The 25864-nt window shown below is 63.6% G+C and carries 25 protein-coding genes; 9 read left to right on the forward strand and 16 right to left on the reverse strand.

Features of this window, described 5'->3' with window-relative positions; all coding sequences use genetic code 11:
• Positions 1 to 305 precede the first annotated feature (305 nt).
• Together ACZK45_RS16810 and ACZK45_RS16815 are read left to right on the forward strand one after the other, a co-directional pair.
• A complete protein-coding gene (locus tag ACZK45_RS16810; RefSeq protein ID WP_032128821.1) occupies positions 306 to 1919 on the forward strand; it encodes a sensor histidine kinase in 1614 nt (537 codons plus the stop codon).
• 60 nt (positions 1920 to 1979) lie between these two features.
• Entirely contained in the window at positions 1980 to 3353 is a 1374-nt protein-coding gene (locus ACZK45_RS16815) for a sigma-54-dependent transcriptional regulator (protein WP_032128822.1), read from the forward strand.
• A gap of 227 nt (positions 3354 to 3580) precedes the next feature.
• Here ACZK45_RS16815 and pilB read toward each other — a convergent pair whose 3' ends face one another.
• The 6 genes from pilB to ACZK45_RS16845 form a co-directional block, all read right to left on the reverse strand.
• Positions 3581 to 5308 (reverse strand): type IV-A pilus assembly ATPase PilB, encoded by a 1728-nt coding sequence (pilB, locus tag ACZK45_RS16820; RefSeq protein WP_478444948.1) that lies wholly within the window; start codon positions 5306 to 5308, stop codon positions 3581 to 3583.
• Positions 5309 to 5424: 116 nt separating this feature from the next.
• Complete coding sequence (gene galE / locus ACZK45_RS16825) at positions 5425 to 6354, reverse strand: UDP-glucose 4-epimerase GalE (RefSeq protein WP_478444949.1); 930 nt, start codon at positions 6352 to 6354, stop codon at positions 5425 to 5427.
• Positions 6355 to 6498: 144 nt separating this feature from the next.
• Positions 6499 to 8043, reverse strand: coding sequence for an NAD(P)/FAD-dependent oxidoreductase (locus tag ACZK45_RS16830; protein WP_180838168.1), 1545 nt, complete (start codon positions 8041 to 8043; stop codon positions 6499 to 6501).
• Complete coding sequence (locus ACZK45_RS16835) at positions 8040 to 8486, reverse strand: GtrA family protein (RefSeq protein ID WP_180838167.1); 447 nt, start codon at positions 8484 to 8486, stop codon at positions 8040 to 8042. Before ACZK45_RS16835 ends, ACZK45_RS16830 begins: the two co-directional genes overlap by 4 nt.
• Positions 8479 to 10440: a hypothetical protein gene (locus ACZK45_RS16840; protein ID WP_180838166.1), complete on the reverse strand. Its 1962-nt coding sequence runs from the start codon at positions 10438 to 10440 to the stop codon at positions 8479 to 8481. Before ACZK45_RS16840 ends, ACZK45_RS16835 begins: the two co-directional genes overlap by 8 nt.
• Before the next feature lie 82 nt (positions 10441 to 10522).
• Positions 10523 to 10933, reverse strand: a complete 411-nt coding sequence (locus tag ACZK45_RS16845; RefSeq protein WP_180838165.1) for a pilin — start codon at positions 10931 to 10933, stop codon at positions 10523 to 10525.
• A gap of 360 nt (positions 10934 to 11293) precedes the next feature.
• Between ACZK45_RS16845 and ACZK45_RS16850 the strand changes: the two genes are divergently transcribed.
• The 3 genes from ACZK45_RS16850 to coaE are packed head-to-tail and all read left to right on the forward strand — an operon-like array spanning position 11294 to position 14048.
• Entirely contained in the window at positions 11294 to 12553 is a 1260-nt protein-coding gene (locus ACZK45_RS16850) for a type II secretion system F family protein (RefSeq protein ID WP_478444950.1), read from the forward strand.
• Positions 12554 to 12561: 8 nt separating this feature from the next.
• The gene (locus tag ACZK45_RS16855) at positions 12562 to 13425 is read left to right on the forward strand and encodes a prepilin peptidase (RefSeq protein WP_032128827.1); all 864 of its coding nucleotides are present in this window, start codon (positions 12562 to 12564) and stop codon (positions 13423 to 13425) included.
• A gap of 11 nt (positions 13426 to 13436) precedes the next feature.
• Positions 13437 to 14048 carry a dephospho-CoA kinase gene (coaE, locus tag ACZK45_RS16860; RefSeq protein ID WP_253143961.1) on the forward strand — a complete coding sequence of 204 codons (612 nt, stop codon included), beginning with the start codon at positions 13437 to 13439 and terminating at the stop codon, positions 14046 to 14048.
• 173 nt (positions 14049 to 14221) lie between these two features.
• Here the strand turns inward: coaE and ACZK45_RS16865 are convergent, their stop codons facing one another.
• From ACZK45_RS16865 to rimK, 5 genes are all read right to left on the reverse strand, one after another.
• Complete coding sequence (locus ACZK45_RS16865; protein ID WP_032128829.1) at positions 14222 to 15589, reverse strand: sensor histidine kinase; 1368 nt, start codon at positions 15587 to 15589, stop codon at positions 14222 to 14224.
• On the reverse strand, positions 15552 to 16229 hold the full coding sequence (locus ACZK45_RS16870) for a response regulator transcription factor (RefSeq protein ID WP_005410804.1): 678 nt from the start codon (positions 16227 to 16229) through the stop codon (positions 15552 to 15554). The genes ACZK45_RS16865 and ACZK45_RS16870 overlap by 38 nt, the downstream gene beginning before the upstream one ends.
• An 8-nt stretch (positions 16230 to 16237) precedes the next feature.
• Positions 16238 to 16711, reverse strand: coding sequence for a hypothetical protein (locus ACZK45_RS16875; RefSeq protein ID WP_071229642.1), 474 nt, complete (start codon positions 16709 to 16711; stop codon positions 16238 to 16240).
• A gap of 89 nt (positions 16712 to 16800) precedes the next feature.
• Positions 16801 to 17277: a hypothetical protein gene (locus ACZK45_RS16880; RefSeq protein ID WP_010481495.1), complete on the reverse strand. Its 477-nt coding sequence runs from the start codon at positions 17275 to 17277 to the stop codon at positions 16801 to 16803.
• 245 nt (positions 17278 to 17522) lie between these two features.
• Positions 17523 to 18401, reverse strand: a complete 879-nt coding sequence (gene rimK, locus ACZK45_RS16885; RefSeq protein ID WP_005418651.1) for a 30S ribosomal protein S6--L-glutamate ligase — start codon at positions 18399 to 18401, stop codon at positions 17523 to 17525.
• A gap of 167 nt (positions 18402 to 18568) precedes the next feature.
• Between rimK and ACZK45_RS16890 the strand changes: the two genes are divergently transcribed.
• Positions 18569 to 18934 carry a hypothetical protein gene (locus tag ACZK45_RS16890; protein WP_223224661.1) on the forward strand — a complete coding sequence of 122 codons (366 nt, stop codon included), beginning with the start codon at positions 18569 to 18571 and terminating at the stop codon, positions 18932 to 18934.
• A gap of 79 nt (positions 18935 to 19013) precedes the next feature.
• Positions 19014 to 19436 carry an acyl-CoA thioesterase gene (locus tag ACZK45_RS16895; RefSeq protein WP_478444951.1) on the forward strand — a complete coding sequence of 141 codons (423 nt, stop codon included), beginning with the start codon at positions 19014 to 19016 and terminating at the stop codon, positions 19434 to 19436.
• Between the two features lie 125 nt (positions 19437 to 19561).
• On the opposite strand, the gene ACZK45_RS16900 is transcribed toward ACZK45_RS16895, so the two are convergent.
• Positions 19562 to 20743: a hypothetical protein gene (locus ACZK45_RS16900; RefSeq protein ID WP_478444952.1), complete on the reverse strand. Its 1182-nt coding sequence runs from the start codon at positions 20741 to 20743 to the stop codon at positions 19562 to 19564.
• Between ACZK45_RS16900 and ACZK45_RS16905 the strand changes: the two genes are divergently transcribed.
• Positions 20742 to 21716, forward strand: a complete 975-nt coding sequence (locus ACZK45_RS16905; RefSeq protein WP_478444953.1) for a PoNe immunity protein domain-containing protein — start codon at positions 20742 to 20744, stop codon at positions 21714 to 21716. The two genes, ACZK45_RS16900 and ACZK45_RS16905, sit on opposite strands and share 2 nt — an antisense overlap.
• A gap of 1 nt (position 21717) precedes the next feature.
• Here the strand turns inward: ACZK45_RS16905 and ACZK45_RS16910 are convergent, their stop codons facing one another.
• The gene (locus ACZK45_RS16910) at positions 21718 to 22122 is read right to left on the reverse strand and encodes a DUF805 domain-containing protein (RefSeq protein ID WP_049425112.1); all 405 of its coding nucleotides are present in this window, start codon (positions 22120 to 22122) and stop codon (positions 21718 to 21720) included.
• A gap of 296 nt (positions 22123 to 22418) precedes the next feature.
• Between ACZK45_RS16910 and ACZK45_RS16915 the strand changes: the two genes are divergently transcribed.
• Positions 22419 to 23153 carry a hypothetical protein gene (locus ACZK45_RS16915; protein ID WP_125892726.1) on the forward strand — a complete coding sequence of 245 codons (735 nt, stop codon included), beginning with the start codon at positions 22419 to 22421 and terminating at the stop codon, positions 23151 to 23153.
• 310 nt (positions 23154 to 23463) lie between these two features.
• On the opposite strand, the gene ACZK45_RS16920 is transcribed toward ACZK45_RS16915, so the two are convergent.
• From ACZK45_RS16920 to ACZK45_RS16930, 3 genes are all read right to left on the reverse strand, one after another.
• Positions 23464 to 23970 (reverse strand): hypothetical protein, encoded by a 507-nt coding sequence (locus ACZK45_RS16920; protein ID WP_478444954.1) that lies wholly within the window; start codon positions 23968 to 23970, stop codon positions 23464 to 23466.
• Positions 23971 to 24173: 203 nt separating this feature from the next.
• Positions 24174 to 25106, reverse strand: coding sequence for an SOS response-associated peptidase family protein (locus ACZK45_RS16925; protein ID WP_478444955.1), 933 nt, complete (start codon positions 25104 to 25106; stop codon positions 24174 to 24176).
• A 48-nt stretch (positions 25107 to 25154) separates the two neighbouring features.
• Positions 25155 to 25838, reverse strand: a complete 684-nt coding sequence (locus ACZK45_RS16930) for a hypothetical protein (protein ID WP_478444956.1) — start codon at positions 25836 to 25838, stop codon at positions 25155 to 25157.
• Positions 25839 to 25864: the final 26 nt, after the last annotated feature.

A 25864-nucleotide genomic window follows, 5' to 3' on the forward strand; every position in this document is an offset into this window, starting at 1 on the left:
GCCGGGGCGCAAAGAAGTCTGTACAAAACGCCACACCCGGCCAGATTTTCACCGCCATTCAGGCAGTTGCGCCCGGGCCGGCGTTGGCCACCGGTATCCACGGCAGGCCAAATGCGCGATCCGGGCGGCTCCGGCGGCGTCCTGCCGGGGGCCCTATACTGGTCAACCAAGGTGTGTAGTGTCGGGCTTGCCCGGCAGCTTCCACCGCGGGCCACATAGAAGCGACGAACCCGCCCGGCTTCAGGGGATGCCAGGCAGGGCCGCCGCAGATTCCAGACCCAGGCAGCCAGAAGGGGAGTTCCGGCGTGTCACCCAGTGCTTCATTGATCGACCGCATCGAATCGATTCCGCGGCGTGAGCTGTACTTCTTCGCGCTGTACCGGGTGCTGATCGCCGCGGTCATCGCCGGCCTGCTCTACAGCCCCCTGTCCGGCATGGTCGGCGAGGCCCATCACCCGCGTCTGGCCGATACCGTCGCGGCGATCTATCTGCTGCTGTCGCTGCTGGCCCTGGCGATCGGCCGCAACGAACGCTGGCTGCGCCCGATCGTGGTCAGCAGCGTGCTGGTGGACATCATCGCCGCCACCCTGCTGGCGCATGCCCTGCCCGGTGCCAGCGCCGGCATTTCGATGTCGCTGCTGTTCAACATCGCCGCCGCCGCCACCCTGCTGCCGCTGAGCTGGGGCCTGGGCCTGGCGGTTGCTGCCAGCCTGGCCACCGGCATCGAATACCTCTGGAAGGTGCTCGAAGGCGGTGATCCCACCCGCACGCTGGCCGAGCTGGCCATGTTCGCCACCAGCTACCTGGCGCTGGCCTTCATCAGCTACCAGGTGGGCAACCGCGCGCGCCGCAACCAGCAGCTGGCCAACCAGCGCGGCGACGAAGTGGCCAACCTGTTCCAGATCAACGAACTGATCATCCGCCGCATGCGCACCGGCGTGCTGGTGGTGGACGCCGACAACCGCATCACCCTGGCCAATGAAGCGGCCTCGATGCTGCTCGGCGACAACGACGGCATCGGTGAGACGGGACGCCTGGATCTGGCCAGTGCCGCGCCGGAACTGGCGCGCCGCCTGCAGCGCTGGCGCAACGGCTGGGCCCAGGACGAACTGCCGCTGCAGCTCAACCCCGACCAGCCGGAAGTGCAACCGCGCTTCGCCCGCCTGCTGGCCGGCAGCGAACTGGCGCTGGTATTCCTGGACGACTCCAGCGTGGTCTCGCGGCGCGCCGAATCGCTCACCCTGTCGGCGATGGGCCGCTTCTCGGCCAGCCTCGCCCACGAGATCCGCAATCCGCTGGCAGCGATCAACTACGCCGTGCAGCTGCTGGAGGAAGGCACCGGTTTCAACGAAAGCGACCGCCGCCTGCTGCAGATCATCCGCCAGCAATGCCAGCGCACCAACGGCATCGTCGAGAGCGTGCTGGGGCTGGCACGGCGCGAGCGCGCCACACCCGAGAACGTCGACCTGGTCGCCTTCGTGCGCCGCTTCGTGCTGGAGTACAAGCAGGGCCAGACGCTGGAAACCGACAGCATCGAACCGATCATCAGCGACACGGCGGTGATGGCCCAGGTCGACAGCAAACACCTGTACCAGGTGCTCACCGTGCTGGTGCACAACGCACTGAAGTACGGCCGCATCGGCCAGCAGCCGGCGCGCGTGCGCCTGCGCGTGGCGCAGCACGAGCGCAGCGCGGTGATCGACGTGATGGACCGTGGCCCCGGCATTCCCGAGAGCGTGGCCGCACAGCTGTTCCGCCCGTTCTTCACTACCTCCGAGCACGGCACCGGGCTGGGCCTGTATATCGCCCGCGAGTTGTGCCGCGCCAACCAGGCACGGCTCGACTACATCCCGGTGCCCGCCGGCGGCTCCTGCTTCCGCCTGGTGCTGCCTGGCCCGCACACGCTGTTGCCCACCTGATTCCAATTCTGTGCGTCAAACATTTGTCGCTTCCAGCCCCCTCGTTTATCTTTCACGCCCATGAACGAAACCCGCAGCGCCCTCGTCGTCGACGATGAACGCGACATCCGCGAACTGCTGGTACTGACCCTCGGCCGCATGGGGCTGCGCATCAGTACCGCCGCCAACCTGGCCGAAGCGCGCGAGCTGCTGGCCAGCAACCCGTACGACCTGTGCATCACCGACATGCGCCTTCCGGATGGCAACGGCATCGAGCTGGTCAGCGAGATCGCCCAGCACTACCCGCGCACACCGGTGGCGATGATCACTGCGTTCGGCAGCATGGACCTGGCCGTGGAAGCGCTGAAGGCCGGCGCCTTCGACTTCGTCAGCAAGCCGGTGGACATCTCGGTGCTGCGCGGCCTGGTCAAGCACGCGCTGGAACTCAACAACACCGAACGCCCTGCGCCCGGCCCCGCCACCGAACAGGCTGCACGCCTGCTCGGCGCTTCGCCGGCCATGGACGTACTGCGCACCACCATCGGCAAGGTCGCGCGCAGCCAGGCACCGGTCTACATCCTCGGTGAATCGGGCGTGGGCAAGGAACTGGTCGCGCGCACCATCCACGCCCAGGGCGCGCGTGCGGCTGGTCCGTTCGTGCCGGTCAACTGCGGTGCCATTCCCGGCGAGCTGATGGAGAGCGAATTCTTCGGCCACCGCAAAGGCAGCTTCAGCGGCGCCCATGCCGACAAGCCGGGCCTGTTCCAGGCTGCACATGGCGGCACCCTGTTCCTGGACGAAGTGGCCGAGCTGCCCCTGCAGATGCAGGTGAAGCTGCTGCGCGCCATCCAGGAAAAGTCGGTGCGTGCGGTGGGTGCGGCCAACGAAGAACCGGTGGACGTGCGCATTCTCTCGGCCACGCACCGTGACCTGGCCGAGCTGGTCGAGGACGGGCGCTTCCGCCACGACCTGTACTACCGCATCAACGTGATCGAACTGAAGGTGCCGCCGCTGCGCGAGCGCCGCCAGGACCTGCCGGAGCTGGCAGCCGCCGTACTGGCACGCCTGGCCCGCAGCCACGGCCGTGCCACCCCGCTGCTGGCGCCGTCGGCGCTGGAAGCGCTGGCCCACTATGCGTTCCCGGGCAATGTGCGCGAGCTGGAGAACATTCTGGAGCGCGCGCTTGCACTGGCCGAAGAAGACCGCATCGGTGCCGACGACCTGCGCCTGCCGCAGCACGCCCCGCGTGCGCCCGGCGGCGCTGCTCCCGCCGAAGCCGTGGCCGACCTGCAGCCGGGCGGTGCCGCCCTGCCCTCGTACATCGAGCAGCTGGAACGCAGCGCCATCCAGCGCGCGCTGGAAGAGAACCGCTGGAACAAGACCCGCACGGCTGCGCAGCTGGGAATTACCTTCCGCGCGCTGCGCTACAAGCTGAAGAAGCTGGGGATGGAGTAAGGGCCGAACGGCCCTGGTAGGCGCCAACCTTGGTTGGCGCGCGCCGCCGCGCCATCCACGCATGGCGTGGATCCACCCACCAACGTGGTAGTGCCGGCCGCTGGCCGGCAACCCACATGCATCGCGTCATCCACGCATGGCGTGGATCTACCCACCAAACGCGGTAGTGCCGGCCGCTGGCCGGCAACCTCATGCATCGCGTCATCCACGCATGGCGTGGATTTACCTCAATCCTTGGTAACGCGATTGATCTCGGCCAGGCTGGTCACACCCGCTGCCGCCTTCTTCAACGCCGACTGCCGCAGGTCATTCACCCCGATCTGCTGCGCCGCCTCGGCAATCTGCAGCGCGTTGCCGCCGGCCAGCACGATCGTGGCGATCTCATCGGTCATCGGCATCACCTGGTAGATACCGGTTCGGCCCTTGTAGCCCTCGGTGCACTCATCGCAGCCCACCGCCTCGTACAACTGGATGCCCGCATCCAGCTGCGCCTGAGTGAAGCCCTCGGCCAGCAGCGCGTGCTCCGGCAGGTTGGCCGGGCGCTTGCAGTTGCCGCACAACCGGCGCGCCAGGCGCTGGGCGATCACCAGCGTCACCGAGCTGGTGATGTTGTACGGCGCGATGCCCATGTTCATCAGACGCGCGATGGTCTGCGGCGCATCGTTGGTATGCAGCGTGGACAGCACCATGTGGCCGGTCTGCGCCGCCTTGATCGCAATCTCGGCCGTCTCCAGGTCGCGGATTTCGCCGACCATGATGATGTCCGGATCCTGTCGCAGGAACGAGCGCAGCGCCGCAGCGAAGGTCATGCCGCGCTTGTTGTTCTGCTGCACCTGGTTGACGCCGGGCAAGCGGATTTCCACCGGGTCTTCGGCGGTGGAGATGTTGCGCGTCTCATCGTTGAGGATGCCCAGCGCGGTATACAGCGACACGGTTTTGCCCGAGCCGGTCGGGCCGGTCACCAGCACCATGCCGTACGGCTTGTGGATGGCGTCGTGGAACAGCTTCTGCTGGTCCGGCTCGTAGCCCAGCTTGTCGATGCCCAGCTTGGCCGCGCTGCCATCGAGGATACGCAGCACCACCTTCTCGCCGAACAGGGTCGGCAGCGTGCTGACGCGAAAGTCGATCTGCTTGCTCTTGGACAGGTTCAGCTTGATGCGGCCGTCCTGCGGCACGCGCTTCTCGGCGATATCCAGCTGCGCCATCACCTTCAGGCGCGCGGCGATGCGCTGGTTCAACTTCACCGGCGCGCGCGCCACCATCTTCAGCAGACCGTCGATGCGCAGGCGCACGCGGTAGTCGTCTTCGTAAGGCTCGAAGTGGATGTCCGATGCGCCCTTGCGGATGGCATCGACCAGCACCTTGTTGACGAACTTCACCACCGGGGTGTCGTCGCCCTTGGCGTCGATGCCGGAGTCGCCGCCCGCGTTGTCTTCGTCGCCCAGTCCAACGTCGAGGTTGGCCATGCCCTCGTCGTCGCCGCCCAGCGCATCGCCGATGGTGTCGTGGCTGGCGTGCCACTGCTCCAGCGTGCGGCGGATCTGGTCTTCATCCACCAGGATCGGCTCCACCACCAGATTGGTGTGGAACTTGATCTCGTCCAGTGCATGGGTTGGATTGCTGGTACCCACGAACAGCTTGCCACCGCGCTTGAACAGCGGCAGCACATTATGTTTGCGCAGCAGTTCCTCGCTGACCAGGCTCATCGCGTTCTGGCTGGCGTCGAAGGTAGACACGTCGAACAAGGGCATGCCGAACTCGACCGCGTTGGCAGCGGCGAGCTGCGAGGCGCTGACCAGCTTGTTCTGCGCGAACCACGTCGGCAGTGGCTGCCTGGCGGCGGCAGCCTTGGCCATGGCGTCGCGGGCGGATGCCTCGTCCAGCGCGCCGTCCTGGACCAGGCGGCGGGCCAGGCCGGTGATGCCGACCAGATTGGGGGTGGTGACTGCGCTCATACGCTTCCTTTACTGGCCCAAGACGGCCGCCGTGGCGGCCATAGTGTTGTCTACAGGGGTGACATACTAACCGCGCAGCCCGTGTGAACGCTTGTCCAGACACACAAAGTCCGCCTTCAGAACGGCTGCTCCCGATGCCAACCCCAAGCGCTCTCGACGATAGCTACCAGGTCCTGCCAGCTTCGCTCCCATCCCAGCTCCCGTTGCGCCTTGGCACTGGACGCCACCAGCCGAGCCGGATCCCCTTGCCGGCGGCCGACTACCTCGAAAGGTACTGCGCGCCCGACCACCTGCGCGGCAGCCTCAACGATATCCATGACTGAGTAGCCTTGTTCACTGCCAAGATTGAAGTCATGGGCTCCCGGGCTCCGCTCCATCAGGTTCATCGCCAATCCATGAGCCCGTGCGAGATCCTGCACATGCACATAGTCCCGCACACAGGTCCCGTCAGGTGTGGGGTAGTCCACTCCAAACACCTTCAGCGGTGGCGCCCGTCCGGCGGCGGCCCTGAGCACGTTCGGAATCAGATGAGTCTCGCACGCATGCGCCTCACCTATGCCGTGTTCAGGAAGAGCACCGGCAGCATTGAAGTAACGAAGTACCACTGATGACAAGCCATACGATTCCCAAGCGTCAGCAAGCATCCGCTCAACCATCAACTTGCTGGCGCCATAGGGATTGATCGGCTGCTTCGGCTGCTGTTCGTCGACAAGGGAAGCCGACGACTGCCCGAAGACAGCAGCCGAGGATGAAAAGACCAACTTGCCAATATCACTGCGCCGCAGCTGCGTCAGTAGATTCAGCGTACCGGCCACATTGTTCCGATAGGTGGGAAATGGATCGACGACTGAAGATGCAACCAACGAACTCGCAGCGAAATGCATCACGACGTCAAAGCGCCGCCCGCTTAACGCACGCACGATCGAAGACTCGTCCAGTAGATCTGCCTGGATGAACTCCCCCCATTTAACTGCCTGCCGGTGACCGGTAGACAGGTTGTCCAACACGGTTACCGCATGGCCCTGTTCGGCCAGCCACTGTGACATGTGGCTACCGATGTAACCCGCCCCTCCACAGACAAGGACGTTCCACATCTGCATGACTCCACGTCAGATCGAATACCGCGCTGGACTATCGTCTTCCTCAATCCCAGCACGCGCCGGGAAGGAGACATGAGGAGGACCTTGGTCTCAGGCCTTGGCCTCTTCGTGATACTCATCGTCCACGTTGATCGACCACAGCCGACTTTTGTCCACGTTACCGGACAGGATCTGATCAGCAGCCTCTTTGGCTGTCAGCATCGAGTGATCCTGATTGTTGTAGCGGTGCATGCCATTGCGACCCACCAGGAACAGGTTCTGTACCTGATCCAATGCAGACCGCAATCGGTCGAACTGAGCGTAGGCCTCACCAAAGTAGCCTGGATAGGCTTTGGGTACTCGGATCACGACCGCATCCTGTGCACGCTCGGTAGTAACCAAGCCGATCTGGAGCATCTCGCGCTGGGCCAGTGCCTGCAGGTCGGCATCATCCATGTTCCACAGTGGGTCAGTCTCGCGACAGAAGAACTCGAGCCCCATCCACACCTTTGATGCGTCACGAACCATGTAGGGGCTCCAGTTATTGAAGACCTGTACCCGCCCAACGTTCACACCCGGCTCCTGAATGTAGATCCAGTTGTCGCCCAGTGCCCGCGGAAGATCGGCAGCATCGTAAAGCAGCCCGACGGTGATGAAATCACGGTACTGCAACCCATCGGCGATCGCAGCCACATCCTCGGGCCAGCTTGTCCGCGAGACGGACACCAGCTCACGCACGGGCATGGTCGAGACAACGTGCGAGCACTCCAACTTGAAGGCTTCGCCAGTCCCGGACTGTACGGTGACGCTGTGCACCAGACCTTCGCCCACTTCCAGGCCAACAGCGCGATGCTTCATCAACAACGTGCCACCACGCGCGACGAACTGCGCGGCAGCCGTTTCCCACATCTCACCGGGGCCATGCTTCGGATACAGGAAATTCTCGATCAACGAAGTCTGTTCAGCCTTTCCGTTCAAGCCCAGCGCGCTTCGCGCAGCATGCAACACCGCCTTGGTGATCGACAAGCTCTTGATGCGTTGCGCACCCCATTCGGCACTGATCTGGTTACAGGGCACACCCCATACCTTCTCGGTGTACTCCTTGAAGAACTGTCGATAAAGACGCTGCCCGAAGCGGTTCACGAGGAAGTCCTCCAGGCTCACTTCCGGCTCAATCTTGCTAACCTGCGAGCGCAGATAGCTGAAACCGAACAATACGGACTTGCCCACCCCGAGGTTTCGGAAACTGTCCGCATTCAGCTTCAACGGGTAAGAGAAAAAGCGCCGATTGAAATAGATGCGCGACAGGCGGTTGCGCACCAGCATCGCAGTCGGCTGTGAGCTCTCTGCCACAGGCGCCCCCGTCGGCAAGCCCTCACGCGCTTGGCCCTGATAGCGAAGATTCAACGGCACATCGCCTGTGTGTTCGATGGGCATCAGGTTCGCCCACCACTGCATCACCCAGTCCGACTTCGAAAAGAACCGGTGCCCACCAATATCGATGCGGTTTCCATTGTGGTTGACCGTGCGCGAGATGCCCCCCACGCAGTCGTCCGCCTCCAGCACGGTGACCTGCACACCCGGCTGACCCACTAGTTCCAACGCGGCAGTCAAACCCGCCGGACCCGCGCCGATGATTACTACATGCTTGCTCATGCCACCTCCCCGATGGCCCGTTCGCGTGCCCGCGACCGGAAAAGAATCAACTTGCGCAATGCGAAGTTCGACGTAAACGAGAACCCGACCGCAACGAGCCTAGCAATGCTCCCCGGCATACCAAGCCACTCAATGCAGACCCACATCACGCCCTGGACAACCAGCAGACCGAAGCAACCAATCAGCACGAATATGGCCAGCTCCGCCGAGGCAGAGCTGACCGCGCGTCGAACGAACACCCAGCGAACGCTAATGACGTAGGCGACAACACTGCCAACCAGGAAGCCCCCGGCAGCAGCAAAGTACCAGCCGCCAATCCACCATGAGAGGAGATAGAACGCTCCCAGATCAGCCGCCAAGGCGATGGCAGATGCTGCTAGATAGCCAATACCTTCGCCAACTACTCCCTTCCCGTGAATTGCGCCGCGCGAGGATCTATTCATTGTCAGTTCCCTCCCCACCACGAACCGAAACGGAGTTCCAAGACTGCCGATCAATGTGTGCCTTACCGGAGGGATCTTTCCAGTCACTGCATTTGTACAGGTAGTAGCTGCCGAGAAGCTCATCGGTATCCGGGTGACGAGCCTCCCATGTTCCCCGCACATGGCGAGTCTGTCGGAAAGGCAGGACGAAATAGTCGGGCGCAGCGACGTCCTTGTAAGGCGTACACATGTAGCGCAGCCCAGCGTCGCCGATCCAACACGAATCAGGCTCTCCGTTTACCGCGTTCACAGTGTCGCAGATCTCACCTTGGACGTTCACCGGTCCAATCTGGAGCTGGCGCTGTATGCCTGCGAATGATGTGCCTCGATTGAAAACCTGCCCTGCCATTTGGAAGATATTGAAGTAGCTTGCACGTCCTAGCACGAGCCATGGCCCTAACGGCGAGGGTTCTGCCGAGTACCAGTAGACAGTCGAGTCAAGCGGCACATGCTCACCGAACACATCTTGGCCTGCAGATGCCTCAACCACTCTCGACCAAGGACTCCGCGAATCCCAAAGGTGTACCGCCCCTCCCAATGCAATCAAAGAAAGCACTCCCAGTGCAGCACCGAGATTCCTCCCTGAGCGGGTATAGATCCAGGCAAGAAGCGCCACACATGAGCCAGCTATTAACGGGTAACCCAGTATCACTACATCCTGACGGACACGTTCCAGACTGCTACCGAGCGCCTTGAAAACCAGCCACGCACTGAACTGATAGCGAAACAAAGCGACCACAAGAATCGCAATGAGACCAACCAGCATGAAACCCTTGATGGTTCTTCCCACCTTGGTTGAAACGTATGGCCAAGCAATGCTCAGAGGAATCAGGCCGAGCACGGCCCATGGCAGAGTCGTCCGGGAGACACTCGCGCCCGTCCCGACGATCGCCACCATCAGAATAATCGCGACCCAATCCTTCGGCTGGCGTTGCCACTGATCCCACAGCACCCATGGCAAACCTGCCATCGCAAACCAGTGAACTACCCAGAGCACACGCCAAAACTGGGCGCCTGCAGGCAACGCCAACTGCAGCATATCGGCGAAGAGAACGGACAACGTGAGTCCGACGGCGAATGCCGCCATGACCGCCTTACAGAGCGCGACAAGAGGACTATCGATGGGAACACAACGGGAAAGCCGATACAGAAGATAAAAATCCGTGACGACAATGCACCAGTCCCGGACCTCCCAGTGGGAGAGGAAAATATTGTCACTCAACTGCAGCAGCAGCTCCATCCAATCCGGATCGATCCTAGTGAACAATCCGGAGAACGGCCCGACCTTGGCAATGCCCAAGATGCAGACAGGGATCGCCGCCAGTAGCGCCCACAGCCAACGTCGGTCCTGCATAACCAGCCAGCACCAGGCAACAATCGCCGCACCCAGCGCCTGCAATGGATGCAGGCCTCCTGCGATGCCCAAGGCAATAATTGCGCACATCGAGTGGCGACGAATCAAAAGGCCCAAAGCGATCAGAGACAGAGCTTCGGCAATGGGGCGAGCGGTCAGAAAAGGCTCTGCGTATGCAAATATGCTGTATGAGCCATATCCAGTAGGCATCACGATCAATGAGAAAATAGCAGGCCACTGCATTTTCCCAGGGAAGAGCACTCGGATCAGATACCAACTTGCAGCGTAGAAGCACAACCTGGTGAAGAAGGTAAACGCAAGAAAAACATCGCCCACTGGAAAATGACGAAGCAAGGCGGCCAAGAGCTGCGGGAATACCGTGAAGTCGGCCTGGCTTCCAGCAACAAAGAAGAGATCACGATTAAATACGTCCGGCGAAATTACCCTCAGCGCTTGCGCAAGATACAGAGTGGCGTCGTGACGAATACCCGTGTATGGCCTCAAATAGACAATCAGCGCCAATGCAAAACACCATGGCGCCATCCTGCGCAGAGCATTCATTCCCTATCCTTCCCCCAAAAAGGCAAGCCCCGGGTAAAGCGGGGCTCCCTTGAAACACTGCCCGCTCGAAAGAGCGGTGGAATTACTGGCAGCTACCCGGGCGGAACTTGGCCGGGATGTCACCGCCACAGGTCCACGCAACGGTGCCATTGGTCGAGTTCAGCGATGCGCTCAGCTCAATAGTCTGGTTATCAATGGCCGCATCGATGCCCTGGGCAGTCGCAACGATCTTGCCATCCTCCCACGCCACGCTCTTGACGTACTTCGACGACTGCGCTTCATAACCGCTCCAGCTCGCAGCGGGCAGTGCATTGTTCGAAGCAGCGTATTCAGCCACAGCGGTACGCAGCGACGAAGCAGCCAGAATCACTTCCGACACCTTCGACTTCTTGGTGTAGTCAGAGTAGGCCGGCAGCGCGATGGCGGCCAGGATGGCGATGATCGCGACGACGATCATCAGTTCGATCAGGGTGAAGCCCTTCTGGTTCTTCATGGTGGTACATCCCCAAGATAAGTAGTGGTTGATGTCGGGGGTGGCTCACTTTGCCCAAATGACCGGATGAGCAGGCTGCCCGTCCCCGCGGGTGGATCAACGCAGGTTACGTGCCAATCTCCCATGGCAGCGTCTCCCCGATTTCCCCGCGCCAATGATGGCAGCAATTTCGCGGATGGGAACCCCCCAGAAGCGAATCTGCGATGGACGCGGCAATGTGACGCGGTACGTCACCTTTCGTCTCGCCAGGTCGAAAACCCTGCGCGGCGTCACGCCAGCAGGCTCCCCGGACGGCCCCGAACCGGCTACCATCGCCGGTCAGGATGCCCGCCTGGGGATGGCGGGCCTTGGGGAGCCAACATGTCTGTCAGTCGCAGTGCGATCAAGAAAGAGCCCGTGGCGCGAAGCACCATGGAGCTGCAACCGTTTGTCTGGGAGGGGACCGACAAGCGGGGTATCAAGATGAAGGGTGAGCAGTTGGCGAAGAACGCCAATCTGCTGCGCGCCGAACTACGCAAGCAGGGGATCAACCCCGGTCAGGTCAAGCCCAAGCCGAAGCCGCTGTTCGGCGCGGCCGGCAAGCCGGTGAATGCCAAGGACATCGCCTTCTTCAGCCGGCAGATGGCCACCATGATGAAATCCGGCGTACCGATCGTCTCGGCACTGGAAATCATCGGCAGCGGGCACAAGAACCCGCGCATGAAGAAGATGGTGGATGGGATTCGGGCTGACATCGAGGGGGGTTCTTCACTGAACGAAGCGATCAGTCGTCACCCTGTCCAGTTCGACGAGCTCTACCGCAACCTTGTGCGCGCGGGTGAAAGCGCCGGCGTGCTGGAAACGGTACTGGACACGATCGCCTCCTATAAGGAGAACATCGAAGCACTGAAGGGCAAGATCAAGAAGGCCCTGTTCTACCCCGCCATGATTCTGGTGGTGGCCTTCCTGGTCAGTACGATCCTGCTCGTATGGGTCGTTCCCCAGTTCGAAGAAGTCTTCACCAGCTTCGGTGCAGACCTTCCGGCCTTTACCAAGATGGTCGTGGGACTATCTCGATTCATGGTTAGCTGGTGGCTGCCCATCGTGATCGTGATCGTTGCGGTGGTCGTTGGAACGATCATGGCCTACAAGCGATCGCCAAAGATGCAGCATGGCTTGGATCGGGCCATTCTGAAGGTACCAGTGATCGGGCAGATCATGCACAACAGTGCCATCGCCCGCTTTGCCCGTACTACGGCAGTGACCTTCAAGGCCGGTGTTCCCTTGGTGGAGGCGCTGGGCATTGTGGCCGGCGCGACCGGCAACAAGGTCTACGAGGAGTCCGTGTTGCGCATGCGCGATGACGTTTCGGTTGGCTATCCGGTCAACATGGCGATGAAGCAGACTGCTCTGTTCCCGCACATGGTCATCCAGATGACCGGCATCGGCGAAGAGGCCGGCGCCCTGGACGCCATGCTGTTCAAGGTGGCTGAATACTACGAGCAGGAAGTGAACAATGCCGTGGATGCCTTGAGCAGCCTGCTGGAACCGATGATCATGGTGTTCATTGGTACCATTGTCGGTGGCTTGGTCATCGCGATGTACCTGCCCATCTTCAAACTCGGCGCCGTCGTCGGCTAAAGGTATCAATGGCATTTCTCGACCAGCACCCCGGCCTCGGCTACCCCGCCGCGGCCGCCCTGGGACTGCTGCTGGGCAGTTTCCTGAACGTGGTCATCCTGCGGCTGCCCAAGCGGCTGGAGTGGCAGTGGAAGCGCGATGCGCGCGAAGTCCTGGAGGAACCGGACTTCTATGAACCACCCCCACCGGGGATCGTGGTGGAGCCGTCGCATTGCCCGCACTGCAAGCACAAGCTGAGCTGGTACGAGAACATCCCGCTGTTCAGCTGGATCATCCAGGGTGGCAAGTGCCGGCACTGCAAGGCGCCGATCTCGCTGCAGTACCCGCTGGTGGAGGCGCTGACCTCGGTGCTGGTGCTGGCCTGCGTCTGGCAGTTCGGCTTCGGCTGGCAGGGCTTCGGTGCCATCGTGCTGACCTGCTTCCTGATCGCCCTGTCCGGCATCGACCTGCGAACGCAGCTGCTGCCCGACCAGTTGACCCTGCCGCTGATGTGGCTGGGGCTGATAGGCAGCATCGACAACCTGTATATGCCAGCCAAGCCCGCCCTGGTGGGTGCAGCAGTGGGTTACCTGTCGCTGTGGACGGTCTGGTGGCTGTTCAAGCAGCTGACCGGCAAGGAAGGCATGGGCCACGGCGACTTCAAGCTGCTGGCGGCCCTGGGCGCCTGGTGTGGTCTGAAGGGCATCCTGCCGATCATCCTGCTGTCGTCGGTGCTGGGCGCCATCATCGGTTCGATCTGGCTGTACAGCCGCGGCCGTGACCGCGCCACGCCCATCCCGTTCGGGCCGTACCTGGCCATCGCCGGCTGGCTGTACTTCATGTGGGGTGCGCCACTGGTGGAGCAGTACCTGGTGATGAGCGGGCTGCGCTGAGGGGAGTCCCCATGAGCCGCTATGTGGTTGGCCTGACCGGCGGCATCGCCTCCGGCAAGAGCGAGGTGACCCGGCGCTTCGAGGCGCTGGGGATCGTGGTGGCCGACGCCGATCTGGCCGCACGTGCCGTGGTGGCTTCCGGCAGCCCGGCGCTGGCTCGCATTGCCGAGCGTTTCGGCGCCGACATGCTGCTGGCCGACGGCAGCCTGGACCGGGGGCGCCTGCGCGCCCACGTGTTTGCCGACCCGGCCGAGCGGACGGCGCTGGAAGCCATCACCCACCCCGCCATCCGCCTGCTGATGCAACAGCAGTGCGAGCAGGCTGAGAGCCCCTATGCGATTGCCGCGATTCCGCTGCTGACCGAGGTGGGCGGGCAGAAAGCCTACCCGTGGCTGGACCGGGTGTTGCTGGTGGATGCGCCCGAAGCCGTGCAACACGCGCGGCTGATGCAGCGCGATGGCATTGATGCCGCGCTGGCCGACCGGATGATTGCTGCGCAGGCCAGCCGCGCACAGCGGTTGGCGCTGGCCGATGACGTGGTGGTCAATGATGGGCAGCCGGAGGACCTGCAGGTGCAGGTGGAACAGCTGCATGCGCGGTATCTGGGGTTGGCCGGGGGTTGAGGCCTGGTTGCCGGCCAGCGGCCGGCACTACCGAAGTGCATCCACGCATGGCGTGGATCTACACGCGCGGGGCGCGGCAGCGATCACGGTGGTGGCACAAGCGACACAGGGCGCGATGCAAGGTCGGCGGGGTTCGTGCCGACCAAGGTCGGCACCCACCAAAGTAGGGGCCCTTACAACGGCTTCGGCGAGAACGTCAGGGTGGCAATCACGCCACGCTGGCCGCCGGGGCGCACGCTTACCTGCCAGCCGTACAGGTCGCACAGGCGACTGACGATCGACAGGCCGATGCCGCCGCCCTGCGAGTGGCCGGCATGCGTGCCGCGGTAGCCACGCTGGAACAGCTTGGCCGCGTCTTCCTCGCTCAGGCCCGGGCCACTGTCGGTTACCGACACCGAGTTGGTGCCGACGAACACGCGCACCTCGCCGTCCTGCGAGTACTTCACGGCGTTGCCGATCAGGTTGCCCAGTGCCACCGACAACGCCGCCTCGGGCGCGTCGATCACCAGATTGCGCTCACCTTCCAGCAGCAGCTCCAGCGGCTTGCCACCCAGCTGCGCACGGTGTGCGTCCAGCAGCTGCTCGGCCACGCGGGCGACGTTGCTGGTGCCCTGCCCGCGCTCGTTGCGCGACAGCAGCAGCAGCGCGCCGATCAGATCGCTGCACTGCTGTTCGGCGCGCTGGATGCGCTGCAGGCGCTGCAGCACCTTCTCGTCCAGGCCGGGCCGGGTCAGCAGCAGCTCGGTGGCGCCACGGATCACTGCCAGCGGCGTACGCAGCTCATGGCTGACGTCTGCATTGAATTCACGGTCGCGCTGCACCACTTCGGTCAGCCGCGAGGAATAGTCGTCCAGCGCCTGGGCCAGCTGCCCCACTTCGTCGTCGGGGAAGCGTGGCGCCAACGGCTCGGGATCACTGGTGCCGCCGCGATAGGCACGCAGCCGCGCGGCCAGATCCGACACCGGCTTCATCACCTTCGAGGCCGACCACCAGCCCAGCACCAGCGACAGCACGCTGAACACCAGCACCGACAGCACCAGCGCGCGGTTGAGCTGTTTGCCGCCGCGCACGCTGTCGGTCATGTCATAGGCGAGGAAGAACCAGGCGTCGGGCGTCTTGCGTACGGCCAGCTTGTAGGAGTACGGCTCGCCGTGCTCATCGCCGCTGACGCTGTGGATGCCATCGGAAAAGCCCGCCCACTGCGCGCGCTCTTCGCGCACCCGGTCGAACTTGTCCTTCGAATAGGCATAGGCCTTGATCTGCAGCACCGGTGCGTCCGGGTTATGCCCGGGGTGCTCGTAATAGCGGCGCGCATACTCGTCGATGTTGCGGTTCATCAGCTCTTCCACCAGCTGGTTTTCCACGCGCAGGCGGGCCCAGTTGGTGGCGAACGCAAACAGTGTCGTCAGGCAGAAGCCCAACAACACGAACGAAACGATGATGCGGCTGCGCAGGCGCCGCCGATAAGGCGTGCGCCGGCGCTCCCCCTTGGTTGCCACCGAATCAGGCTTCCGGGGTGGCGATGCGGTATCCGATGCCATGGCGGGTCTGGATCAGCGGCACTTCAAACGGCTTGTCGACCACCGCGCGCAGGCCATGGATGTGCACGCGCAGGGAATCCGAATCGGGCAGTTCTTCACCCCACACACGGGTTTCCAGCTCCTGGCGGGTCACCACGGCCGGGGCCGCTTCCATCAGCGCCTGCAGGATCTTCAGTGCGGTCGGGTTGAGCTGCAGCAGCTTGCCCTGGCGGCGCACTTCCAGCGTATCCAGGTTGTATTCCAGATCGCCGGTTTCCAGCACGCGGGTCTGCACGCCCTTGCCGCGTCGCGACAGGGCGTTCAGACGCACTTCCACTTCCTGCAGCGCGAACGGCTTGATCAGGTAGTCGTCCGCGCCGGAATCGAAGCCGGCCAGCTTGTTGTCCAGCGAATCGCGGGCGGTGAGCATCAGTACCGGGGTCTGCTTGCGCGCTTCATTGCGCAACTTGCGGCAGACCTCGATGCCGTCCATGCCTGGCAGATTGAGATCCAGCACGATCGCGTCGAACTCGTGCACCACGGCCAGGTGCAGACCGGTAACCCCGTCAGCCGCGAAGTCCACGGTGTGGCCCCGGTCCTCCAGGTAGTCGCCCAGGTTGGCCGCAATGTCGCTGTTGTCTTCGATTACCAGGATTCTCACTGTCACCTCTAATTTACGAATTTGCCGATGCGCTGGGCCTGGCCCATATCACGCTGTGCCTTGTCCTTCCGCCGGGCGCGCTCGGCAACGGTAGTGCACTGCGTCGTGGACCGGTTCGAACCCGTGGCCTTTTCACGTTGGCATATTAGACGACTATCCTCACGTGCCTGTGTCAAAACCGTGTTCACGATCTGCTGGTCGTTGAAGACATCGGTTCGTACCTGTTCAGGCATGGAATCGCGGTCAGGATGCTGCTCGACGGCCGTACGCATGCGCACCAGCGCCTCGCGTACGCGGCTGCGGTCGGTCTGCTTCAGTTCGCTGTAGGTCTCGCCATCGTTGAGTTCGATTTCGATGCGCTCGATCTGCTGCTGCAGCGGCTTGCCGGGGATAAAGACCTCACCGGACTGGTTCGATGCAGAGGCGGCGGTGGCCAGGGTCAGGCCTGAGATCAGGACCGCCGACATCAGGAGGGACTTCATGACAAACGAATCCTTGTTTGAGTTGAGTGTTGACTGTATTCGCACCACCTTCACGCCAGCAAGTGCCATGCGCAGGGGCACCGGACGGCCTAGTGGTTGGTGGCAGGGTTGAAGTTGTTGAAGGTGCGCTGGTCGTTGAGCAGGGCCTTGCCCTTTTCTTCGATCCGGCGGCGCTCGGCCACGGTCAGGCAGCGGCTCTTAGGCATGTTGCTGCCGGTGGTGCGGGTGTGCTGACAGATCTGGCGGCTGTCCTCGTGGGCGCGGACAAGAACGGTGTTGATCCGCTCCTGGTCGTTGAAGACCTCCGCCTGGACCTGCGGCGGGAGCTCCTGAAGCGTGCGGTGGTCGCCCATGCGCTGGGTGATGCGCGCCAGTGCCTGCTGCACCTGGGCGCGGTCATCGGCGGAAATCTCGCTGTACTCGCCGTCATCGAGGGCCTTCTCAACCCGCCGGACCTGCTCGGCCACCGGGGCCTGCCCGTCCATCTGTATGGCGGTCTTCTCCGGCTTGGCGGAGACAGCACCAGACAGCCCCAGCAACAACGCGATCATCGTGATGCGGTACATCGCCAGCCTCCGGATCCATCCAGGAACGATGGGCGCCACTCTACGGCCGTCACGCTGCCTCCACAAGGGACTTCCGGCGGCATAAAAAAGACCCAGGCGGTGCCCCGCCTGGGTCTGAAGTCGTATCCCGATACCGATCCTGCTGAGAGGCAGAGCTGCGGTTCGCTGAAGGCTACGCCGGCGCCGATTAAAGGCGCGTTAAAGCCGGCCTCATTTGCCCATGAGAATTTCAAGCCATTGATTAATCACGGCTTTTTGATCTTCTCGACGTGCTCGATGATACGCGTGGCCACATCCACCCCGCAGGCGGCTTCGATGCCCTCCAGCCCTGGCGTGGAGTTGACCTCCAGCACCAGCGGGCCACGCGCGGAGCGGATCAGGTCCACACCACAGACCGACAAGCCCAGCGCCTTGGCCGAACGCACCGCCACCTGCTGTTCGGCGCGGCTGGCCTTGGCCGCCACCGCGGTGCCGCCGGCATGCAGGTTGGAGCGGAAGTCACCTTCCGGCGCCTGGCGCTGCATCGACGCCACCACCTGGTCACCGACCACGAAGCAGCGCAGGTCGGCGCCCTTGGCTTCGCCGATGAACTCCTGCATCAGGAAGTTGGCGTACAGGCCCCGCAGGGCCTCGACGATGCCACGCGAAGCGCTGGCCTTCTCGGTGAGGATCACGCCCCGTCCCTGGGTGCCCTCGTTGAGCTTCACCACGTGCGGCGGCGGGCCGAGCATGGACAGCAGGTCGACGGTGTCATCGGGGTTGTCGCCGAACACGGTGACCGGCATGTCGATGCCCTTGGCTGCCAGCAACTGGTGCGCGCGCAGCTTGTCGCGCGAACGCAGGATCGCATCGGACGGGTTGGGAGTACGCGCGCCCATCAGCTCGAACTGGCGCAGCACGGCGGTGCCATAGCGGGTGATCGAGGCGCCGATGCGCGGGATGACCATGTCCACGCCGGTCATCGGCCGGCCCTTGTAGTGCATCGAAAAACCATCGGCGGCGATGCGCATGTAGCAGCGCAGCGGGTCGAGGATGCGAACGGTGTGGCCGCGCGCGCGCGCCGCCTCGACCAGCCGGCGGGTGGAGTACAGGGAGCTGTTGCGGGACAGGATGGCGAGCTTCATCGCGGCAGGATCGGACGGCAGGCGCGCAGCATAGCGCGGGCGTGTGGCGGGCGGATGATGCCCTGCAGGCCGCCGTATCTGCGTGCCTGCCGGGGCTGTGCGAAGATGGCTGTTGCCGGCTACAGGACAGGACACGGCCGGCTTACACAACCCAAGGAGAACCACAGATGCGAATGGGAATTCCGCTGTTGTTGCTGTTTGGCCTGATGGGGAGCGCCGCACACGTACAGGCTGCGCCCACCCACGCAGTCTCCCGGCTCTACTTCGATGCCAACAACACCCTGATCGGCCAGGGCCTGCGCTACTGCACGGGCAAGACACAGCACCAGGGCGTTGCCTCACACGCCAATACCCGCTGGATCGATGTTTCCTACGCCTGCCAGGGCGACTCGACCGACGTTTCCTATGGCAGCTGGGTGCCTGCACAACTGCGGCAGGACTTCTGCACGCTGTATGACGCCTGCACGTCACTGATGCCGTGGCCGGAACCCGGCCTGCCCGGCACCCTCGGCAACGGCTTCTACTCAGACTGACAGCCGGTAGTCGCCGCACTGTCTCCGGCGATGGCAGCACCGTCGCCGGAGACCCCACCCACTACACCCCGGAGACTTCATGCCGTTGACGATCCTTCCGCGTTTCTCCGAAGTGGATGTACTCGGCCACGTCACCAACACCGCCCTGCCCGTCTGGTTCGAGGAAGGTCGCCAGGAGATCTTCCGCCATCTCAGCCGCGAGGCCAGCATGCGCGACCTGACGCTGATCCTGCGCCGCTACGAAATCGACTTCCTGCAGCAGATACAGCCGGGACACGAAGTGCGCATCGAGACCCGCATCGAAAACATCGGCCGCTCCTCGCTGTCGATCGTGCAGCAGGCGTTCCAGTTCGAGGCCCTGGTGGCCAGCGGGCGCTGCGTGATGGTGCATTTCGACTACACAACCAACGCCTCGCGCGCCATCGATGCAGAGCAGCGCCGGGCATTGTCAGGGCTGTTTACCGAGGAGTATGCGCAACAGGTGCAGGCGGCAGGCGCATGAGCCATACGGAAGTCCGGTCATCCGCACCCGGTACTGCCCGCAGCCCATTTCTTCAGCTTTTCCAGCGCTTTCCCGGCCTGCATCGACGACGCATGCCGGAACCTCCCTGTTTGATTCGACGCAGTCTAACCTGTGACTGAGGGCCGCTGATCCGCGCGGGGCAGGCGCAGCGAGAAGCCCCCATCGCGGACACGCACGGCCAATGCGGTTTCCCGCCATTCCACAGGCAGCGCCAATGCCGTATGTGGCGTGGGGATGCGTGTGATCGCCTCGAACGTCCAGTGTTCCTCATAGGCTTCGCAGCGAAGCGTTCCGTCATCGCCGACCGCGATCACATCGATCCAGGCCCCACTCCGGGTCTTGCCAGTGCCGCCCATCGCACGGCGGCCAATGGCCAGCCAACGCCCCTGCCAGTGAACGAGCCATACGCCCTCGATGGGACGCAGATCCCCATCAAGCACGCTTCCCGCCACCACCACGCATCGACCGGACGGGCTGGCAATGACCGTCTCCAGATCGCAGGCGTGACGGTCACTGGGCTCGCCATCAAGACAGAGCGCGTACGGGCAGATGCGTGCGAACAAGGTCGGATGCGCAGTCAGGCGCAGGTCGTCGGGAAGCAGCGGGATGGCCTGCAGCACCCGGGCATCAGGCAGGACATGCCGCAACACCTGCGGCACCCCGGCGGCCAGCGCCGGATGCTCCTGTTCCAGCCATAGACCCCGGCAGGGGCGCAGCGTGGTCGATCGACTGGGAATATCCCGCAACCACATCGCGGCTTCGGCATCCCCGCCAAGCTGCCGGCGCTCGTGCAGCTCCTGCCAGAACAGGCTGGGAACAATCGCCAGCAGGTGCATCACCCTCTTGTCCGCTTCGTCGTAGACGATCACCGCTTCGCTGCGATCGCTGTAGCCACTGGCCAAACGCAGCGCGCTGCCCGCCAGCGCCAGCCACTCGCCGCTGGCATCGTGGCTGCCTGCGGTGGATACGCCCTCGACAATGGCGCCATCGCGCAGCATCAGGGTGCCGTAGGCCGGCCCGCCCATGCCCAGCTCGCCCCAATCCAACAGGACATCATGCGTGGGCGGCCGGGTGGCGAAGGGCAGCTTCGCCCGCGAGCGCAGCAGTGCGCCCCCTACGGCATCGCCGACCAGATCGAAGTGCTGCAGCACGCCGCCCAGGGCAAGGCATGCGGCCAGGCCAACGACCACACCCCAAGGCGACCACCACACCACGCAGATCGCTACCCATATCAGGAACGGCAGCCACTGGGTGAAGCGGCGGAGGGCGATTCGATCAACGGTCATGCAGGCTGGGCGGCGGCGACTGTGCACCATTCAAACCTTCAACGCTCTGCCAGGCAATGGGGTTCGAGCCGGCAATGCCGCTAGACTCTCGCTGATGATGGAACCGATGACTGCCGTGAATCTCCGGAATCTGCTGCAGGACATGCTGCCGCGATGGAGAGCACTGGCCAAGGCCCCGGGCCAGCCGCGCCGCACGCTTCGCCTGCCGGATTGGCAGGCGGACTGGAACGCAGGCATGGCCTTGCTTGCACGCCATGCGCGCAATGGCGGTGAATCTGTGGAGGAACCGCTGCAGGGACATGCGGCCCTGGAGCATGCCTACGGCTGGGAGACGGTTGCACAGACCGGCAGCAACCTGCTGCTGAAAGGCGTTGACCGCGGCTTCGCCCCCACGGCGTTGCAGCAGATGCATGCCGACGTAGCAGATCTCTGGCTCGAGCATGCGCATTTGCTGGCCCTTGCCCGGGACAGCCTGCAACAGCAAGGCCACGACATCGCGCTGGCTGCGTCGTTGCAATCGCGTACAACGCAGCACTACGAATACGCACTGCAGCTGTTGTCACTGGGCGTGCTGCTGGATGCGCAGGAACGCCTGCCGGCGCTGGTGGAGAAGGTGCTCTGTTTCGACACCGACCGCGTGCTGGACTACCTCAGCGCGCCGGCGCTGGGCCTGGTGGAAGCCAGTGATGAGGTCTTTCATCCGCGACCGTTCGCCGAGCTGTTCGCGCCGCTGCGCGACGGTGAAGCGTTCGACCCTTCACTGCTGGCCGGCTACCTGCAGGTGCAGTACCGCGACTTCTTCCTGCTGCCGCCAAAGGCTCAAAAGCGGACCCGGCGCCTGATCGGGCCGAACGCGTGGGGCTACTGGGCATTTGAAGTGGCTGCGCTGGTGGTGCTGTATGGCGGTGACGACGCCACGCTACGCACCTGCCCCCACTACCCTTCCGACCTGGTGGACTTCGCCCGGCGTTGAGTCAGGCACCCGGCAGGCCGGAAACACCGCCGAATCGATTCTCTTCCTCGTTGCCCGGCAGAAGCATGACCGGGAAGAGGACGAACACACCCAACGGGATGAAGGCGATCACGACGTACCAGCCGGACTCGTCGATGTCGTGCAGTCGTCGAACGGCCAGGGCCAGCATGGGCGGAAGGAGGACGATGACCGCGCAGACCGTCATGACCCACCCCAGCGTCCGGAATGGCTCGAAGGCCTCCCCATCGAGCAGCACGGTGCCCGTCAGCCAGTATCCGCCGTCCATCAAGGTGTAGCCCACTGCCACCACAAGGGCAGCAGACAGGGAGTACGACCAGAACTCCTTCCGGTTGGATCGCCCTGAAAAATCAAAGCAACGCCTGAGGGGCAAAAGTGCGGGGATCATTCGCGCTCCGGGCAGCGGACGATGGGAGGCAAGGGTTAACGATCTTTTAGCATCCCCAAGCCCAGCACCAACTGAACCCTGCGGCCCAGCGGGCCCGGCAGACAGCGGAGGTTGCAGGAGCCCGCCGCGGCAGCCGCGCAGCCAGAGACGCAGCGCGAACTACCGCACATTTCCATAGACGTGGGCATTCTGAATCGGATCACTGGCTTGCAGCACTGGCGGATTGGTCGAATTCCAGTTTTCCAGAATGGCGCCTCTGCTAGCGTCACGACTCACTCATGGATTCGAGGTTTTGAATGGCTGCGATTTCTTTTCCGCTGATGCTGGCACTGCTTTCCACCCAGGCCCCGATGGCCGCAAACGCGGAAGGTGACTACACCAGAGCCGCGGGGGCTTCGATCGGGCCTGGCATCTGCGACCCCGGCATGGACATGCTGCCGAACGGCGGAGGGGTGGTGATCCGGCGCTGCGGCACGAATGGAACGGTCGCTGGCGTTGGCAGCAATATCGATGCTGCGACGGCCAACGCCAATGGCTTCCTTGCCGTCGCCGAGGAAGGACCCGTCTGCAGTGTCTTCGCACGCGATCCCTATGTCAGCATCCCGGCACCGGGTGTTGGCATCAAAGCGGAATGCAGTTCCACACCGCTTTCCGCCTATGGCATGACGACCACCACTGCGGGACAGAACGTACTTGAGCTGGCCATCAACCTGGCGGCGACGCAGGCCTGGTGCAATGTCGACTACTACTATGGGTCGGCGCATGGCTATAAGTATCCCTACACCTGCAACCGCCCGGGCCAGTCCTGGAGCGTTGCCGGTCTTGGCTCCAGCGTCGACGATTCAAACGCAATGGCAATGCGGCTTGTGAAGAAATCATCCAAGACCGGTACGCACTGCTATTTTGACAACGCCGAGTTGAATGGCGTCGTCTTCCGCGCATACCTGCACTGCAACGGATCGACCTATACCGGTTTCGGGAGTTCCGTCACTGCCGCGGCCAAGGACGCGGCTGCGCAAGCGGGCGCATAAGCCACCCGGGCTGTGGTTCGGAAGAGCCACAGCCCGACGCATTGAAGAATGAGGTTCCGGCGCCGTTGCCACACGCTGGACTGGGGTGTGGTTCAACGATTGCGCCGCGTCTGCCTGGGGTGAACACCCTGGAGACATGGAGCGGGCGATGGGAATCGAACCCACGTCAGTAGCTTGGGAAGCTCGTCAGGAATCTCTACGATTCAATGGCTTACCTATGATTTCCGCTCCGCAATGCGCCGCGCTGCAGGTTCATTTTTACCGAGAGAAACGCAGCATCCGCAGCAATTGCGGAGCGCTCCCGGGCCTCTCAGACACCACGCTGCAGCTGCTGAAGCCCTGCCCTCACCCACGCCTTGCGTGCGTCCTTCGGGCGGGGCTTGGTCTCCTTCGGCGGTCGGCGCGGTTCCAGCGCTTCCTTGATTCGCTCGATCTCCTTTGTCCCAGCCTCGGCCAGGCGCCGAGCCTGTTGCTGCTGCTCACGGGTTGGCGGCAGGCCAGGCAGTGGCGGCGGCGGCTGGATCGGGGTGCTGTCGGTCAGCCGGGCGACGGCCTCGCGAAGGGGCAGATCGGGATAGAGCCTGGCCGCGCACCAGCGCTCGGCGTAGCGCTTCGCCTGTCGGACGTTGGCGGCGCGCGCTTCCTTGGTGTGCCACATCTTCTGGCCTTCCATCCACAGCCGGACGCCAGGACCGCCATCGAACGTGACGTTCGCCGTTTCCCGGCCGTTGTACCAGAGCGCCCAGCGCTCGCCGGTCTGGACCCAGCCAGACGGGATCGGCGCGGTGCGGAAGCCCTGGTAGGTGGAGGAGATCATGGCCGGAAGAATACGGCCGACCGTCGCAGATCCTGCGAACGCGGCAGCAACCTGCCTGAATCGTTCGGGATCGGTGCCGGCGCGGCGCTGCTCAAGCGCCCCCGGGTTGAGCTGCCTGCGGCCCCGGATCCGGCACAGTTAGAATGCCAGCGCCGGCGGCTGGGCACTATCGGGCAACCACCCACTGACGTTCGGGGTTCTCCCTACGCAGCCAGCTGGTGCTCGTAGAACGGATGCCGCTTGTCGTCGAAGATCCGGTACAGCACAGCCAGGTCGGCTGGGTCCGGATTGAGCCACGCGTCGACGTGCTCGGGCTTGATGTTGATGATGGTCCGGTCGTGCCCGGCAGCGGCCACCTCTGGCTCCGGGTCGTCGGTGATAGCGGCAAAGGACAGCAGATCCGGCTCCTTGCGGGCCGGATCCTTCCAGTGCGACCACAGGCACGCCACCAGCATCGGCTCACCAGTGCGCGGTGTGAACTGCACCACCTGGTTCTTGCCGTCCGGCCCCTCCACGTTCTCGTAGAAGGTATCGACCACCAGCAGGCCGTGGGTGTGGCCGAAGGCCGGCGCCCAGAACTTCTCCAGGCTGTCGCGGCGGGCGTTGTAGGTGCCCGGGTAACGCTGGTCGTAGTTGGCCGGCTTCCCGGCGAGCCGGCACTGGTAGCGCATGGGCCTGATCACCAGCTTGCCACCCTCGGAGACGATCACCGGGGCATACACGCCGGGGAAGATCCGGCAATCCCGGTCCTTGGGGTCGGTACGCTTCAGGTCGGCCAGCTTGGCCAAGGCGCGATCGATCTTGTTGCCGGCGATCCGCACGTCCTCCCGGGCCTTCTTCGTCTCCTTCACCTGCAGCGCCCGCTCGGCATCGGCCAGGCGCTTGCGGTTGGCAAACAGCTCCTGCTCAAGCACCGCGGCCTCGACCCGGTTCCACTGCTCCACCTCAGCCCACACCGCCAGCTCAGCCGGGCTCGCCCCGCCCCGGAAGGCGTCGTCCATCGCCTTCGGGGTCTTGGGCCGCTTCTTGCCCGGGTCGTGAGCATAGAGCGCGGCGAATTCCTGCAGTGACAGCGTGGCGCCGGTCATCCTGACCAGCTTCTGGTAGGCGGCGGTGATCTGGGCGGAATAGCACATGGGCGCAATCTGACACGCCCCGTCGTTCAGTTGCCGTGACGCTGCAGCTTAGTGGCCGGTCACGTCGATCAGCACGAAGTGGCCCGATGCGCTGAACTGTGTCGCATTGTCGGCCTGCGGGATCAGGGCAGTCGCGCCGGCATAGTAGAAGCGCCCCGAACCCGCTGCACCAGTCCCGTCCCCCTGCGGCCCGGTCAGGCGGAAGCCCACGCCGCGCTCAATCCGCTGACACGAACGAGACGAGATCACCGCGTAGCGTCTGCCAGCCGGGACCTGCATGTATGCTCCCTCAGCCGCTCCGAACGGGGCAGTCGTTACGCCCATGATTCGAAGAGGCTTTGCCCAGGAAGCGAAGGCCAGTTCGCCGGTGTGCTCTCGGTAGACCTCGATGCCAGTCTTGCCTGGCGTTCCAGTCACAACCGAGTCGTATACCCACACCGTTCCGAACACAAACCATGAGCCCGTGTAGGCTGACACTCGCCAGTTGTTGCCGCCGAGATTGGTCAGAATCACGCTGAGCCCGAAGTTGTTGTTCGGACCAGTGACCGCAACTACGGGGCTCTTGGCCTGGAAGTCACGCGTGACGTACCGGGTTACTACGATCCCAGACACCTGGTACGCAACGGCGCCAGCTTCGTTGATATCGAACTTGTGGCGCAGATGGAAGTTGAGCAGATCACTGCGGACCTGCACTGTTCCAGTTGGGGTGTACGCCTCAAAGCCTGCTGGCATATCAGTGCACTCCGTACAGCACAGTT

The organism is Stenotrophomonas sp. 63632_Sma, from assembly GCF_056482875.1.